Origin of the sequence: Flavobacterium psychrotolerans (genome assembly GCF_003097635.1) — a bacterium.
Classification (GTDB): domain Bacteria; phylum Bacteroidota; class Bacteroidia; order Flavobacteriales; family Flavobacteriaceae; genus Flavobacterium; species Flavobacterium psychrotolerans.
On the sequence record NZ_QCZI01000002.1, the window covers coordinates 38930 to 53797 of the forward strand.

The window sequence follows — 14868 nt, forward strand, 5'->3', positions numbered from 1 at the left end:
GGTTTTTTTAAATTTAAAAAATGAACCCTATCGTAAACGCAAGTTATATCGAACAATATTCGACTTCTTTTATAAAAGTTTTAATTGATTATTCCCCAAAGTTAATTGCAGCGGTACTCCTTTTATTTATAGGGATTTGGGGTATTAGACTCGTAAATAACGTTTCTCGAAAAATCATGGTGAAGAGAGAAATTGAACCCACTTTAATCAAATTTTTATCGGATATCATCTTTTGGGGATTGCGAATTATTCTTTTTATCGCCGTAATTTCAAAACTCGGCATAGAATCATCCTCTTTTGTGGCAATTCTTGGCGCCGCTGGTCTGGCCGTTGGTTTGTCTCTTCAGGGTTCATTATCCAATTTTGCTGGTGGAATGTTGATTATCCTTTTCAAACCTTTCAAATTAGGCGATGCCATAGAAGCACAAGGTGTTTCAGGAATGGTAATCGATATTCAGATCTTTGTTACCCAGTTATTGACGGCAAACAATCAGGTTATTTTTGTTCCCAACGGTGCCTTGTCTAACGGAAATATCATCAATTATTCGAAACAGGAAAGCAGAAAAACTGATTTAACCATCGGAATTTCATATGACACTAATCTTAAAAAAGCAAAAGATCTTATCTATGAAATTATTGCTAAAAACCCTAAAATACTTCAAGAACCGAAGCCTTCGGTTTCCATAAAAGAATTAACGGATTCCGGTATAAAAATTGCCATTCGCGTTTGGACAAAAAACGAAAATTTTGCTGATGTTTGCTCTGATCTTTTAGAAGATTCAAAAACAGCCTTTGATATGGCACAAATCTCTTTTCAGCCCTTTCTGAAAGAAACTTCAAGACAACAATAGCATATAAAAATATTGTGAATACCGATTGTGAATTTTAAACCACCTTCTTTGAAGCCGTAATTATAAAATCTTTCAAATAATACGGTTCAAAATAAGCCACGTCAACCGTGTCTTTTTTTTGATATTTCTCAAAGCTTAACGCACCCATTTCTTTGGCAGACGGATAAATTATATCCTCTAAAAAGATATGATTTTCTTTCGTTAAAACGGTTTTGCATTTTTCGGCACAATCACCAATAAAATAGAGTTTATCCTTGTATTCCGAGAAGGATTCTGCTGTAAGTACCTCGGCTTTAACTTCTCTTATTTTTTCTAAATTTTCGTGAAAAATTGCACTATACACTTCCATCCTTCTTGCATCAAGCATTGGCACAATAAAGCCATCTGAAACTTGCGCCTGTGAAGCGAGTACAGCCAAAGTATCAATCGCAATTAAAGGAATATCCAATGCAAAACACAATCCTTTTGCGGCAGAAACCCCTATTCGCAAACCCGTATAAGAACCGGGACCCTGGCTCACGGCAATGGCCGACAAGTCTTTGAAAGACAGCCCAAGTTCCTTTATTATTTCTGAAATAAATACATGCAATTTTTCAGCGTGTGAGTAGCCCTCTTCCGCCATTTCTTTGCATAACAGCGTTTTCCCATCTTTTGCAATTGCAATAGAACAGTTCTTGGTTGCCGTTTCGATATTAAGAATATAAGACATTATTTCTTAATCTCTATTTTCTCATTCGTGGCGACTTTTACTTTATCTCCAGAACTCAACTCTTTTGTTACCGTATTGTAAGGGCCTACAATTACTATATCCCCGGGTTTTAACCCTTGGGTCACCTCTATATTGGTGTCATCTTGTATACCTGTTTTGATAATTCTAATTTTAGCCTTATCTCCCACTTTTACAAAAACACATTCTAATTTTTTATCAATTTTTTGTTTTACCGTATTTTCTTCAGATGACGGATCTTTAACTTCCAATTTCTTGACAGCAGCGGTGTCCGCCTTTACAACAACTGAACTGATTGGAATACCAATAACTTTTTCTTTTCGTTCCGTAATGATATCAACTGTAGCGGTCATTCCTGGTCTAAATGGGGAGTATGCCGCTGGCTTCCCCACTAATAAATCTTGATAAGATTCTTTTACAATTCTAACTTTGACTTTAAAATTGGTCACTTGGTTAGCTGTCAAAGAAGAACTGGCCGAGTTAGAAATGCTGGTGACAATTCCTCTAAAATGTTTCTTTAAATATGCATCTACCTGCACTCTGGCAGAATCCCCAACGGTTATTTTTACAATGTCATTTTCGTTGACGTCTACTTCAACTTCCATGTTATTGAGGTTTGCTACCCTCAAAATTTCAGTTCCTGTCATTTGCTGGGTTCCCAAAACACGCTCCCCTAATTCTACGTTTAATACCGAAATAGTTCCGTCAGCAGGAGATAAAATTGTTGTTCTTCCAAGATTATCTTTAGCCTCATTTACTGTTGCTGAAGCGCTTTTAACATTAAAATAGGCCGCTTCTTTGGCCGCTTTTGTACTTTCAAAAGTAGAAATTAATCTTTCCCAATCGGATTTTGAAATGATACCTTTGTCAAACAACGTTTTATTTCTATCGTAATTGGCTTTAGCTTCTTTAAATGAGGCATCCGCCTGACTTAGTCCCGCTTTAGTTTGAGACAAACCAGCAACTGTTCTATTATAGCCAGAGGTATATAAATCAGGATTAATTTTAACCAACAAATCTCCTTTTTTCACCACCTGCCCTTCTTTGAGTGGTAAGGCAATGATTTCTCCGGAAACCATAGAAGAAATTTTTATTTCTGTTTCGGGTTGAATTTTTCCAGTTGCAGAAACTGTTTCGACAATGGTTATTTGATCGACTTTTGCAATTTCAACATCAACTGCTTTGTCTTTATTCCCGATAATTCCTTTTTTAGAAAGTATCAATAATGCAACAACTAAAACTATTGCGGAGACTAATAAAATATAAATTGTTTTTTTTGACATGTTATTTTTTTTGTATGATTGGGATTCCGAAATAAAACTCTAACACTTTCACTCTAAAGATGTAGTCGTATTTGGTTCTTAAAACTTCTGATTGTGCATTAGAGAATAGCGTTTGTGACTGATTAAAATCGAAGGCATTCATTATTCCAACGGAATATTTTTCTGCGGCATAATTAAAGGCTTCTTGTCTGGCGTCAAGAGCAACAACTGCCGATTCATAGGCTTTAAGTGCTCCATTTGCATCCGTAAAAGCAGTGTAAACATTACGTTGCAAATCTAGTTCTGATTGATTTAGCGCAATTTTACTCTTTTCTAAATTGACTTTATAACGCTCGACATTATTTTTTATAGAAAAGCCATTGAGGATGGGAACATTCAGTTGAAATCCAAAATTATGTCCTTTATTATCATTAAACTGATCTAAAATAGGTAATGCTTTTCCTAATATCGGAGAAAAATTGGGCTGTAATACCTGTTGATTCGTTCCTTCCACAAACCCAATTACAGATGTTGGATTTGCACCATTTTGTTCAAAACCCACGACCCTATTGGCATAACCCGCTCTAGTGTTAAACCTATAATACCCCTGCAAAGTGGGTTGATAAGCTCCCTTGGCAATTTTCACCTCTTTTTCTGCAATTGCAAGATTCGTTCTGGCAATTTTAAGCTCTACTCGTTCTTCTTTTGCTTTTTGATAAATCGTTTCTGGAGCCAATAACATGGTGGCACTTTCCTTGGTAATATAATCTGAATCTGCAATGTCGAAGTTTTTAAAATCATCCAATTGTAATAGTTGCGCCAAACTCAATTTGGATATCAAAAAGGCATTTTCAGCATTAATGACTTTTTGTTTATTAGAAGCAACCGTGGCTTTTATATCCAATAAATCTCCCCTTGGAATAGAACCCGCTTTGACGAGCTCCTCTGTTTTTTGCAATTGCTTCTCATTATTAGATAATTGCAAGTTTTGAACTTTAATATTTTCTTTGTCGAATAAGATTTGCAAAAAAGCATTGGCTACATACAAGGAAATATCATCCTTCATTTTTTTCAAATTGTATTGAGCGGCAAGAATTGAAAGATTAGCTCTTCTTAAACGATTTTGATTTTGCATTCCTTTATAAATATCCACCCCGGCATTCAAGCCTAAAGAAGAAAACTGAGTGGTCTGATTTTGCAAAAGCCCGGTAGTGATATTTTGGTTTAAACCAATGTTCCAAGAATGGGAAGCATCCGCACTTATGGACGGCAAAAAACCCCCAAAGGCACTATTCTTATCAATAGCTGCTAATTCATTGTCTAAATTGGATTGTTTTATGGAAATATTATGTTCTAAAGCATAATTAACGCATTCTTCAATAGTCCAGTTTTTGGTTTGCGCCTGAACTGACCAGCCAAACAGGAAGATAAAAACGATTCCGAAACAACTGATTTTTCCCATATTATTTGAATGAAAGTGTAGCAAAGGTACTATAGTTATTTAACATTTATATGAAAATTAAGGGTGTTTTTTAACCGAATAACCGAATGACTTTGAACAAGTTTTCAGTAGAGAGAACTTTAGTATACAAACACTTTCCGATAAGACTAAATTAATGTGAAAATGTTACAATTAGTTAGAAATACATATTGTGTTTAACTAATTTTGTATAACCAAATACTTAAACAATGCTGAAAAATTGCACTCTACTGATTCTCGCTATTTTAATTTCAATTGTTGCTGGTTGTTCATCAACTCAAAAAATTGCAGCTTTAAAACCCGAACCCGACGACGCTTCACCATTAATTTATGACAATGTCCCTTCTTTTATTAATTTACCCATAAAAATCAAATTAAAAGATATTGAAAACCAAATCAATAAGGTTTTGACGGGATTAATCTATGAAGACAATACGATTGAAGACGATAATTATGAAGTGAAAATATGGAAGTTGGCACCCATAACTCTCGAAAATGAAAACGGTAAAATAAAGACTATTTTACCCCTAAAAGCATTTGTAACATACCGAATTGGAACAGATAAATTTGGCATTTCACTTTACAACACGAAAGAATTCAACTTTAACGGAAAGGTGACGTTGGTTAGCGACGTTGGTTTGACCAATTGGAAAATGACCTCCACCACCGAATTAAAGTCATTGGACTGGAATGAAAGTCCCTCTATTACTATTCTCGGAAAATCTATTCCAATTACCTATTTAATCAACCCCACGGTTCGGATTTTCAAGTCCAAAATCGAAAAAAGCATTGATGCTGCGATTGAAAAATCGGTCGATTTTAAACCTAATGTTCTGGATGCTTTGGAGAAAATATGCACTCCATTCGAAATGAATGAAGCCTACCAAAGCTGGCTTCGCATTGCTCCAGTTGAATTATACACTTCAGATGCCAAGCTACAAAAGGAATACATCTCTTTTGAAATGGGTTTGAAATGCACCATGGAAACCTTGATTGGACAAAAACCCATCACCAAATTCGACAGGAACAAAATCATTTTGAAGGCTGTTTCAAAAATGCCAGAGCATGTTACGGCAAATATTGTTGCGGTTTCAACTTATGATGAAGCCTCAAAGATTATGACAAAAAATTTTTCAGGACAGGAATTTGGAACAGGAAGTAAAAAAATAACGGTTCAAAACGTTGCCATTTGGCATAAAGAAGGCAAGATGATTATCGCTTTAGACTTACTAGGCAGTTTAAACGGAAAAATTTATCTCGCCGGATTCCCCCAATACAATGAGCTAACAAAGGAAATTTACTTTGACAAATTGGATTATGCCATTGACACAAAAAGTAGGTTGACTCGAACCGCAAATTGGCTGGCGCAAGGCTATGTTTTAAGAAAAATACAGCAAAGTTGTCGGTATTCCATAAAGCCAAATTTAGACGAAGGAAAACAAAACATGTTGCATTACCTGAAAAATTATTCGCCACTGCCTGGAGTCTTTGTTAATGGAAGTATTGATGATATTCAATTCCAAAAAATTCAATTGACTAATAAAGCAATTATTGCTTTTGTAAAAGTGAATGGCGATGTAAATATTACGATTGATGGAATAAAATAACCAACAAATTAGGCTTTTTTATTTTTATACATTCTGTAAACCGCATATCCAATTGCACCTACAAGAATGTATGGAATAGCCATTAAGTAAACGATTCCGTCATTTATAGCTTCTGCTTTTGCTACGTTTCCCTCACTTTCTATGGCTGCACGACACATGGCGCATTGAGCGTTTACCGACATAGAAATCAGTAGAGACAAAATAAAAACTAAATATTTATTGCACATAATAAGGTGCTATCATCAAGTATACAACAACGCCCGTAATAGCAACATATAACCAAATTGGGAAAGTGATTTTTGCGATTTTTTTATGTCGGTCAAATCGTTCCGCTAAAGCCCTAACATAAGTTATCAAAACTAATGGAATGACAATAATAGATAATAAAATGTGTGATATTAACAGACCAAAATAGACGTATCGTATTGTTCCTTCTCCGCCAAATTTAGTGGCCTCCGCAGTCATGTGATAGGCAACGTACATTACTAAAAAAACAACTGACAATGCGATTGCCGAAGTCATTAAACGTTCATGCAACTTTCTATTTCCATTTTTAATGGCCATAACAGCCGCAACTAAAACTATAGCTGTTATTCCGTTTATCGTTGCGTAAATTGGAGGCAAGAATGAAAGTGGCTCTAAATTGAAACCAAAGTCTTTTAACCGAACGCTAAACAATACCGCAACTGCAAGGGGAATGGCTATTGATAAGGTCACTATATACTTGCTGAATTTTTGTTCTACTGAATTTTTTTCCATTATTCTCTTAATAAAATTGCTATATCTTGTTGTATTGCTTTCACACCTTCTTTCTCTATTCCGTCATAATACAAAATTGGGTTACCATACTCGTCTTTTCTGCATCGGATGTTTCCGTTTTTATCGATTAGGGCAAATAAACCGGAATGCTCAAACCCGCCATTTACTTTACTGTTTTCTCCTGCATATAAATTAAACCCTTTGTTGGCAAGGTCATAAATATATTTTTTGTCTCCAGTTAAAAAATGCCAGTTAGAGGATTTAACACCTAATTCTTCCGCATGTGCTTTTAAAATTTCAGGCGTGTCGTGTTCAGGATCTATGGTTATTGATGCAATTCCAAAATTTGGATTGCCAAAAAATTGATTTTGAATGTCAACCATATTCTTATTCATTTTAGGGCATATTGAAGGACATGTAGAAAAGAAAAACTCAATAAGATACACTTTACCCTTATAGTCGGCATTCGTAATTATTTTTTTGTTTTGATCTTTTAATTCAAATTTAGGTGCTGGTCCAATTATCATCACATTCCCATCCGTATTGCCATGATTGGATACTTTATCCAGACGATCTCCTTTAACCACATCATTCTGTTGAATTCTACTGATTATTTTCGGAATGGCGTATATGCCAAAAATTAAAATAATGAACGAAATTCCTATATATGATTTATTTTTTAACATAATTATTAATTTATATCTGTCTATCAGCATTGTTCCTTTTAAGTGCCAAACGGTACTCAGCAAGAATCACTTTCACATCATCGGTCATTTGATTATATAAATCTGAAGGTGAAGCCGTATCATAACCTTCTTTATATTCGTCTTTGTCCTTCCTCCCTCTCAAATTTCTCTTTTTATCAATAATAAAAACATTTGAGGTGCCAGAATGGGTATCTAATTTTCCCTTCAATTTTAAAGTGTTGTAATAGGCTTGAATTTCATTTGTTGGTGCAAAAACAAAAAGCCATTTTGAGACATCAGTCAACCCGCTTAACCCTTTCAATATTTCCTTTACCTGTTCCTGAGTACCTTCAGGCGCAACCATCACAAACTGAAAGTCTTTAAATTCTCTATTCTTGTTATATATTTTTTGATTTAGATTGAAATAATTCCCTTTATTGTAAACAATATTATTTCCAGTGAATCCTAAAATTGTAATTTTTTTGTTTAACGTAACCGGTTCCCCATTTAATGAATGCCAATGTCCTAAATCCGGAATATTGGGAGTTACTGTTGGAAGAAACATAAAACTGTTAACTCCAGTAGCAAAAAAAAGATAGGCAACAATTGGAAAAATAAAAAGGATGAAGAGAACGATATTTTTTTTCATTTGGAAAGGAAGTAATTAAAGTACAAAAATAAAAAAAGGTACGCAATGCGTACCTTTTTTATGAATTAATATGTTGTTAAAAATTCCATTTAATAGTAGCATTTTTAAAAACCTCATAAATATAATCTGCTTCAACCAAAAGGATAAATAGCAAGTATATAACTAAAAATATAATTGGAGCAACTACAGTCCATCTTAAACTTGATTTTTCCCCTTCCATGTGCATAAATGCCCATACAATGTAATAAGCTTTGAAAATAGTTAAAATGATAAAAATCCAGTTTAACAAATTCATGCTTAAGAAATTATTCATGTGCAAAAAGTCAGGTTTAACAATTCCAAGGAAAACCTCTACAGTTGTAACTACGGAAAGAATTCCAAAAACCAACCAAATTCTATTTATATTCGAAACGTGTTCTTGTGACATAATAATTACTTTTAAAAATTAAACTAAGTAGAAGAATGTGAATACAAATACCCAAACTAAATCGACAAAGTGCCAATAAAGACCCACTTTTTCAACCATTTCGTAACTTCTTCTTTTTTCATACGTTCCTATTAGAACATTAAAGAAAATAATAATATTGATTATAACTCCTGAAAACACGTGAAAACCGTGGAATCCCGTAATAAAGAAGAAAAAATCAGCAAATAATTTGCTTCCGTACTCATTTCTTACCAAGTTAGCTCCTTCAACCACATAAGCTGCATTAAGCAATCTTGCTTCTGATTCCGCTCTGGTTAAAACCGTTTTATGTTTGTGTTTGCTCAAGACATGATCTACCTTTGTATCTTGTTTAGCAGCTGCATCATCTTTATATAAAACTTCCGTTCTAATCAAAAGTTCTGGATGCGCTTTAAAACCAGCTTGAACTTCTGCAACGGAATAAGTTGGTAAAGTACCTTCTTCCATAAACCATCTTCCCTTGCTTCTGTCTAAATGCTCCCTATCTTCAGGCAAAGTGGCTGCAAAATCTTCTAATTTTACCCTTTTTCCAGTTTTATCAACGAATTGCAATAAACTTCCGCCTTTAGTCTCAATAGCACCATACTCACCATGTATAAAGTTTTTCCATTCCCAAGCTTGTGAACCAACGAATATTAAACCTCCGATAATTGTAAGGAACATATAAAATGCTACTTTTGATTTGTTTAAGTGATGTCCCGCATCAACGGCCAAAACCATTGTCACAGAAGAGAAAATCAAAATAAAAGTCATCAATGCCACGTAATACATCGGCGCCGAAACACCGTGCATGAATGGAAAGTGCGTAAATACTTCATCGGCTAAAGGCCAAGTATCGATAAATTTAAATCTAGAAAAACCATAAGCCGCCAAAAATCCAGAGAATGTCAAAGCATCTGATACGATAAAAAACCACATCATCAATTTGCCATAATCGGCTCCTAAAGGCTGATTTCCTCCACCCCAAGTTTTTTCATCACTGTTTGCAGTAGTAACTGTCGATCCCATAAAAAGTTATTCGTTAAAAAGTTCCCAAATTTACATTTTTTTCTTATTTAAAGAAATATAAAAACAAAAACAAATAAACCCACAATAAATCCAAGAAGTGCCAATACATTGCACCTAGCTCTATACCAAGGGTTTGAGTTGAATTGTATTTTTGTTTAAAATGATTATAAATTATAATTAACAGTGAAATTAATCCACCGGCTAAGTGTGCTAAGTGCACCATAGCAACCACATAGAGGAAAGTCGTCGTGATGGAACTTTCGCTTCCTGTAAAATAATAGCCAGCAGCCACTACTTGTCCAAAGCCTGCAAATTGCAAGATGACAAACAAAATCCCAAGCCCTAAAGTGGCTAAAAGGAGTGAAGTTGTTGCGCTTCTGTTGTCCTTTTGTATCGCCTTTTTGGCTAAATGAAACGTAACACTACAAGCAATGATTACCGCCGTGCTAAAGAAAAATGCCGTTGGTAATTGGAAATCTTTTAACCAGTCGGCTCTAGACTTACTTACCACAAAAGCGCTCGTCAATCCAGCAAACATCATTGTCATACTCACCATCGCAAATAACAAGATCAATTTATAAGATCTAGCTGTTCTTGCTTTGTGTTCATCCGCAGTCATTATTGTTTGTATCATAATCGTAAAAATTTATCTAAAATGTAAACTATCTGTAATAATGTAATGTAAGAAACACTTACCAACATTAGGGTTCGTGCCGCTTTTGATGTCCGCAGTTGAAACAACCGAACCGCATAAAACAACATCCACAATCCCAACAAAAATACAACAATTCCAGCTATTGGAGTAATATATAATTTCCCCGTATACCCCGTCATTGGCAAAAGCGAGGCAATAATCAACCACACCGTGTATAAAATGATTTGTAAAGCAGTCGATTTATCTTTTTTTCCAGAAGGCAACATAAAGAAGCCTGCTTTTTCATAATCTTCGTATAAAAACCAACCAATGGCCCAAAAATGGGGGAATTGCCAGAAAAACTGAATTAAAAACAAAGTCCCAGCCTCAATTCCAAAATTGCCTGTAGCAGCAACCCAGCCCAACATAAAAGGGATTGCCCCTGGAAATGCACCCACAAAAACTGATAAGGGTGTCATGGTTTTTAATGGCGTATAAATACTGGTGTATAAAAATATGGAAATCGCACCAAACATGGCTGTTTTCGGATTGATAGTGTACAATAAAACAAGTCCCAAAACAGTCAGTAAACTTGCAATAACCAATGCCGTATTTGGTGCCATTCTTCCTGATGGAACTGGACGGTTTTTAGTTCGATCCATCAAAGCATCCAAGTCTTTTTCAATAACTTGATTGTAAGCATTTGATGCACCAACCATGCAATATCCACCAATGGCTAATTTCAACAAAACAAGCCAATCTATAGACTGAAAACCATCTACACCAAGTACAAACCCTGCTAATGAGGAAAAAACCACACTAATGGCCAAACCTGCCTTAGTGATAGCTTTGAAATCAGCGTAAATAGATTTAAAAGAAATGGTGTTAGTAGTTACGTTCAATACGGTTTTTTATTTGCGTTTTTTCAAAACTGGTGCAAATGTAATTTATAGTTAATGATTTAACAAAAAACAATTCATAAAAATATAACCATGACAGTGTTGATATTTTTGGGATAATGTAAGCCTATAATCTTTGGCTACTAATAATCAAAATACCAATTGAAAATATCACAACGTAAACCTAATGAGAACCAAGTCGTACTTTCTTTAAAAGCAGTTGCAGTTTCTTGAGTGGGGTCGAAATTTCTATAAATGAAACTTCCGTATAATTTCAAATTGGTGGCTGGATTAATCAAATACCCCGCTTGAATATCTGCTATAAAAACAGTGGTTTTATTGCCTTGTCCTACTTTAACATCGGTATCTTGAGCTCTCTCATCGTCATAATCCCTGTAAATATTTCCACCATAATTAGACTTTAGTCCAAAATCAGCAAAATCCAAGCCCCGAATTCCAGAAGTTATTTTCGCATCCGCAAAACACCTCCCTTTATGGTAACGGGCAATGACGATAACTTCCTTGAAATTCCCTCCCCATTGATGGCCTAAACTTTGATTGGCATGTGCATAATTGGTCAAAGGATCGCTATGGGAATACACATACGGCCGTACATGATTGTATTCTACTTGAAGCAATAAGTTTTCAACGTTTAACGCATTGAAATACTTAATCCCTAGTTGATACCCGAATTTATTTTTCCAACTATTATTCTGTTTTTTTACTTCACTAAGTGAAAATTCGTCCAATAAAAACTGTCCGTATAAATTAATTTGATTATTCCACTTGTATTTCGTAGTCAATCCCAAAAGTGCATTTCCCGACCTAGCTGAGGATGCAAACTCGACAGAACGGTAAAAAATGATTGGATTTACAAAACTGGCGTCAAATCCTCTATTATTTGTATCCGCCCAAACTACCGATTCAAACAAACCAATATTCCATCTTTTGGTTGCATTCCAACTCAAATAATGATTCGCCATGTATTTTGAGGTATACGTCTTATCTACAGTTGCTTCCGCACGAACGTCTTTCAAGAACATGTAGGTATTCGTATACTTGATTTTCCAGAAAGTGGTATTAATTTTAAAAAATGGATATGGACTCAATCCGTCAGTCATAATTAAAGAACGATAGCCATCACCAATAAAATTCCTGCCATAACCCAACTGGAGGTCAATCATTTTACTTGGCGAATAGGTCAAATTTGCTTCTGCCAAAGGCATGTCAAAAGCGTTGGTTTTAAACTCTTTTGCAATTCCGATTCCTGGAATAATTGCAGGACTTCCTCCACTTGGCTTTATAGATCTTGAATAGTTATTAAAATAATCTGCAAAACGACCTTGACTTTCATATATGGTTGCGGTAAAATTTAATTGCTCGCCCACTCCGCCCTGAAACTGAATTCCTCTGGTATTAAGATAAGTGCTTTTGGAAATACTTGGAGTGCTTTTCCCTTTTTGCAAATCAAAAATAGGATTCATGGTAAACCAATATCCATCCCCTTGAATTTGAGCCAAATTTTCATTCCATATTTTTCGACCCCACCAGCCGGCAACATTTTTTTGCAGTTTATCATTGGCTTCTTTCAGACTGTAATATTTAGAAACTTCTACATAGGTATAGGGTTTTGAACCCGTATGATTATTAGTACCCACCTGATTCATTGCCGCATCAAAATGGGCATAATAGCTATGAGAAAATGGAATATTTAAATGACTTTCAAACTGAGGATTGTTGAATTTATGGTAAACAATACCGTCATATTCCGCTAATTCCTTATCCTTATTTACTAAATATTTTTTGGGATTGGCCACTTTTTTTACAGCCTCATTTTCAACAGCAATTTCAGCAGCGCTTTTTTGCGGTATGGCAATTTTAATGGTATATTTTGAATAGGTCGGTTTTCCGTTAAATGTTGGCGGACTGATTTTAGGAAATTGCCCAAAAACTCTTTTGCATTCCTTAACCAACTCTTCATCAATGGCATCAACGTATTGAACCTTAAATTTCCCTTGTTCATCGACTTCAAAAAGCACAATCATATTTCCCTTAAAATTATCTTGCGTTAACTTTTCCGGAACTTTTAGATTTGTATAAATAAAATCCTGAACCTGTGTATAAAAACAAGTTTCCAAATCTTTATCGTATTGATTCTCACAGGCAGGAAAAACGGGAAATTGTTCTGCATTTTTGGTCGTCAATTGCGCGTTTGAGACAAACGAGTTCAACAACAATAGACAAATTGGAAAGTATCTGTTCATATTATATCTTAAGCTAATCCATTTTTAGTAATCGCTTTCTGAAACTTGCCCGTTAGCAATTGTTTTGGCTCCAGAAGTTCCAATTCGTTTCACACCCAGACGAATCATTTCTACAGCCTCATCATAAGTCCGGACACCTCCAGCAGCTTTAACCGGAAGCGGCGAGGCATTTTCGAGCATTAAAATTATGGTTTCTCGTGTTGCTCCGTTTGGTAAATTATTTTCCGTCTTATAAAAACCTGTTGATGATTTTACAAAAACAGATGCATATTGTTCTTCCTTAAAATTTGAAAGAACAAGATTCTTTATCAATGCTGACAGTTGAATAATTTGCTGGTGATTTAAGGCCGCAACTTCAATAATCCACTTCACGATTTTATGGTTTTCTAAACCCAATTGTGTACAAGCTAGAATTTCCTGCTTCACTAAATTGACATCACCATTTTTGAATGCTTCATAGTTGCAAACAAAATCCAAATCGTCTGCACCGTCAAGTATAGCTTTATTGGCTTCTTCCAGTTTTTTTTCCAAACTGGATTTACCTTCTGGAAAATCAATTACAGTCCCAATATCAACTTTTGAATTGGCATCGGTAATCATTTTTTTTGCCATGGAAACCATTTCTGGTCGAATCATGATGAGCTTAAATTGCTCGTCAATGGCTTCTTGAATAAAGTCCTTAGCCACTTTAACATTATCTGCTTCAGGAATTCCAGCTTGGCTTGCTGTTTTTAAATAGGTAGAATCTAAATATTGTTTCATATTCATAAGATAAAAAATCCCAACTAAGTGGGACATGTTCAATATGTTAATTTAATTTTTCTTTTTTAAAAAAAGTGACATATAACATTATCACTGTTATTGCTGTAATCGTTCCCGAAGTATTTGCCAGTACATCAAAGACATCTCCTTCTCTCGTGTCCGTAAAAAGACTTTGGGCAATTTCTATAAAAACTCCGTAAAGGAATGATGCCAAAAAAACTTTTAGCAGTATTGCCTTCAAGGGTTTCTTATCAGATTTTTTTTTCTTCAAATATAAAAACCAAAGTATTGTAAAAACAAAATGAAACGTAAAATGGACATATTTATCTGCGGATTGTATTCCAACACTTGGCAAATTATTAAAACTCACCAAACACAAAAACGCAATTAGCAATGTCCAAATTTCGGCAAGCCACAAATAAAAAAATTTATGCGCCAATAAGTTCTTTATATGCTTCACTTGAAAGTAGTTCGTCAAAATCAGTTACATTGGCCACTTTTATTTTTATCATCCACCCATTTCCATAAGGATCCGAGTTTACCATTTCTGGATTGCTTTCTAGTGAATCATTAAAAGCAACAATCTCACCAGTCATCGGTAAAAACAAGTCGGAAACTGTTTTTACAGCCTCAACGGTTCCAAAGACTTCATCTTTTTCCAAAGTTTGATCTAGCGTTTCTACTTCAACATAGACAATATCTCCTAATTCTTTTTGAGCAAAATCAGTAATCCCTACAGTTGCCAATTCTCCCTCTAAAAGAATCCATTCATGGTCTTTAGTATACTTTAAATTTGATGGAATGTTCATTGTAT

At 34.9% G+C, this 14868-nt stretch carries 17 protein-coding genes; 2 read left to right on the forward strand and 15 right to left on the reverse strand.

Annotated elements, in window-relative coordinates; translation table 11 throughout:
• Positions 1–20: 20 nt before the first annotated feature.
• A complete protein-coding gene (locus tag DB895_RS02065) occupies positions 21–851 on the forward strand; it encodes a mechanosensitive ion channel family protein (RefSeq protein ID WP_116723694.1) in 831 nt (276 codons plus the stop codon).
• Between the two features lie 34 nt (positions 852–885).
• Here the strand turns inward: DB895_RS02065 and tsaB are convergent, their stop codons facing one another.
• Genes tsaB through DB895_RS02080 form a run of 3 tightly spaced genes read right to left on the reverse strand, consistent with a single transcriptional unit; the run spans position 886 to position 4302 of the window.
• Complete coding sequence (gene tsaB, locus DB895_RS02070; protein WP_116723695.1) at positions 886–1560, reverse strand: tRNA (adenosine(37)-N6)-threonylcarbamoyltransferase complex dimerization subunit type 1 TsaB; 675 nt, start codon at positions 1558–1560, stop codon at positions 886–888.
• Positions 1560–2861 carry an efflux RND transporter periplasmic adaptor subunit gene (locus DB895_RS02075; RefSeq protein ID WP_116723696.1) on the reverse strand — a complete coding sequence of 434 codons (1302 nt, stop codon included), beginning with the start codon at positions 2859–2861 and terminating at the stop codon, positions 1560–1562. The genes tsaB and DB895_RS02075 overlap by 1 nt, the downstream gene beginning before the upstream one ends.
• A gap of 1 nt (position 2862) precedes the next feature.
• The gene (locus DB895_RS02080) at positions 2863–4302 is read right to left on the reverse strand and encodes a TolC family protein (RefSeq protein WP_116723697.1); all 1440 of its coding nucleotides are present in this window, start codon (positions 4300–4302) and stop codon (positions 2863–2865) included.
• A 227-nt stretch (positions 4303–4529) separates the two neighbouring features.
• On the opposite strand from DB895_RS02080, the gene DB895_RS02085 reads away from it, so the two are divergent.
• Positions 4530–5927 (forward strand): DUF4403 family protein, encoded by a 1398-nt coding sequence (locus DB895_RS02085; RefSeq protein WP_116723698.1) that lies wholly within the window; start codon positions 4530–4532, stop codon positions 5925–5927.
• 8 nt (positions 5928–5935) lie between these two features.
• Here DB895_RS02085 and DB895_RS02090 read toward each other — a convergent pair whose 3' ends face one another.
• The 12 genes from DB895_RS02090 to gcvH all read right to left on the reverse strand — a co-directional run bounded on the left by DB895_RS02090 (position 5936) and on the right by gcvH (position 14863).
• Positions 5936–6109, reverse strand: coding sequence for a hypothetical protein (locus tag DB895_RS02090; RefSeq protein ID WP_317046088.1), 174 nt, complete (start codon positions 6107–6109; stop codon positions 5936–5938).
• 34 nt (positions 6110–6143) lie between these two features.
• The gene (locus DB895_RS02095) at positions 6144–6686 is read right to left on the reverse strand and encodes a DUF420 domain-containing protein (RefSeq protein ID WP_116723700.1); all 543 of its coding nucleotides are present in this window, start codon (positions 6684–6686) and stop codon (positions 6144–6146) included.
• Positions 6686–7372, reverse strand: coding sequence for an SCO family protein (locus tag DB895_RS02100; protein ID WP_116723860.1), 687 nt, complete (start codon positions 7370–7372; stop codon positions 6686–6688). Before DB895_RS02100 ends, DB895_RS02095 begins: the two co-directional genes overlap by 1 nt.
• 10 nt (positions 7373–7382) lie before the next feature.
• Positions 7383–8021 (reverse strand): hypothetical protein, encoded by a 639-nt coding sequence (locus tag DB895_RS02105; protein ID WP_116723701.1) that lies wholly within the window; start codon positions 8019–8021, stop codon positions 7383–7385.
• A gap of 76 nt (positions 8022–8097) precedes the next feature.
• Entirely contained in the window at positions 8098–8448 is a 351-nt protein-coding gene (locus DB895_RS02110) for a cytochrome C oxidase subunit IV family protein (RefSeq protein WP_116723702.1), read from the reverse strand.
• An 18-nt stretch (positions 8449–8466) separates the two neighbouring features.
• Positions 8467–9495, reverse strand: coding sequence for a cytochrome c oxidase subunit 3 (locus DB895_RS02115; protein WP_116723703.1), 1029 nt, complete (start codon positions 9493–9495; stop codon positions 8467–8469).
• 43 nt (positions 9496–9538) lie between these two features.
• Positions 9539–10129 carry a cytochrome c oxidase subunit 3 gene (locus DB895_RS02120; RefSeq protein ID WP_116723704.1) on the reverse strand — a complete coding sequence of 197 codons (591 nt, stop codon included), beginning with the start codon at positions 10127–10129 and terminating at the stop codon, positions 9539–9541.
• A complete protein-coding gene (cyoE, locus tag DB895_RS02125) occupies positions 10126–11031 on the reverse strand; it encodes a heme o synthase (protein WP_116723705.1) in 906 nt (301 codons plus the stop codon). Before cyoE ends, DB895_RS02120 begins: the two co-directional genes overlap by 4 nt.
• A 140-nt stretch (positions 11032–11171) precedes the next feature.
• Positions 11172–13292, reverse strand: coding sequence for a gliding motility protein RemB (locus DB895_RS02130; protein WP_116723706.1), 2121 nt, complete (start codon positions 13290–13292; stop codon positions 11172–11174).
• Positions 13293–13316: 24 nt separating this feature from the next.
• Entirely contained in the window at positions 13317–14060 is a 744-nt protein-coding gene (gene deoC / locus DB895_RS02135; RefSeq protein ID WP_116723707.1) for a deoxyribose-phosphate aldolase, read from the reverse strand.
• 40 nt (positions 14061–14100) lie between these two features.
• Complete coding sequence (locus tag DB895_RS02140) at positions 14101–14514, reverse strand: VanZ family protein (protein WP_317046089.1); 414 nt, start codon at positions 14512–14514, stop codon at positions 14101–14103.
• Entirely contained in the window at positions 14483–14863 is a 381-nt protein-coding gene (gene gcvH / locus DB895_RS02145; protein WP_116723709.1) for a glycine cleavage system protein GcvH, read from the reverse strand. The genes DB895_RS02140 and gcvH overlap by 32 nt, the downstream gene beginning before the upstream one ends.
• Positions 14864–14868 lie beyond the last annotated feature (5 nt).

What these genes read in the sequence shown, in the direction of transcription:
- DB895_RS02065 (WP_116723694.1), top strand. Translation starts at nt 21, where the DNA reads ATGAACCCTATCGTAAACGCAAGTTATATCGAACAATATTCGACTTCT.
- tsaB (WP_116723695.1), bottom strand. Translation starts at nt 1,560, where the DNA reads ATGTCTTATATTCTTAATATCGAAACGGCAACCAAGAACTGTTCTATT.
- DB895_RS02075 (WP_116723696.1), bottom strand. Translation starts at nt 2,861, where the DNA reads ATGTCAAAAAAAACAATTTATATTTTATTAGTCTCCGCAATAGTTTTA.
- DB895_RS02080 (WP_116723697.1), bottom strand. Translation starts at nt 4,302, where the DNA reads ATGGGAAAAATCAGTTGTTTCGGAATCGTTTTTATCTTCCTGTTTGGC.
- DB895_RS02085 (WP_116723698.1), top strand. Translation starts at nt 4,530, where the DNA reads ATGCTGAAAAATTGCACTCTACTGATTCTCGCTATTTTAATTTCAATT.
- DB895_RS02090 (WP_317046088.1), bottom strand. Translation starts at nt 6,109, where the DNA reads ATGTCGGTAAACGCTCAATGCGCCATGTGTCGTGCAGCCATAGAAAGT.
- DB895_RS02095 (WP_116723700.1), bottom strand. Translation starts at nt 6,686, where the DNA reads ATGGAAAAAAATTCAGTAGAACAAAAATTCAGCAAGTATATAGTGACC.
- DB895_RS02100 (WP_116723860.1), bottom strand. Translation starts at nt 7,372, where the DNA reads ATGTTAAAAAATAAATCATATATAGGAATTTCGTTCATTATTTTAATT.
- DB895_RS02105 (WP_116723701.1), bottom strand. Translation starts at nt 8,021, where the DNA reads ATGAAAAAAAATATCGTTCTCTTCATCCTTTTTATTTTTCCAATTGTT.
- DB895_RS02110 (WP_116723702.1), bottom strand. Translation starts at nt 8,448, where the DNA reads ATGTCACAAGAACACGTTTCGAATATAAATAGAATTTGGTTGGTTTTT.
- DB895_RS02115 (WP_116723703.1), bottom strand. Translation starts at nt 9,495, where the DNA reads ATGGGATCGACAGTTACTACTGCAAACAGTGATGAAAAAACTTGGGGT.
- DB895_RS02120 (WP_116723704.1), bottom strand. Translation starts at nt 10,129, where the DNA reads ATGATACAAACAATAATGACTGCGGATGAACACAAAGCAAGAACAGCT.
- DB895_RS02130 (WP_116723706.1), bottom strand. Translation starts at nt 13,292, where the DNA reads ATGAACAGATACTTTCCAATTTGTCTATTGTTGTTGAACTCGTTTGTC.
- deoC (WP_116723707.1), bottom strand. Translation starts at nt 14,060, where the DNA reads ATGAATATGAAACAATATTTAGATTCTACCTATTTAAAAACAGCAAGC.
- gcvH (WP_116723709.1), bottom strand. Translation starts at nt 14,863, where the DNA reads ATGAACATTCCATCAAATTTAAAGTATACTAAAGACCATGAATGGATT.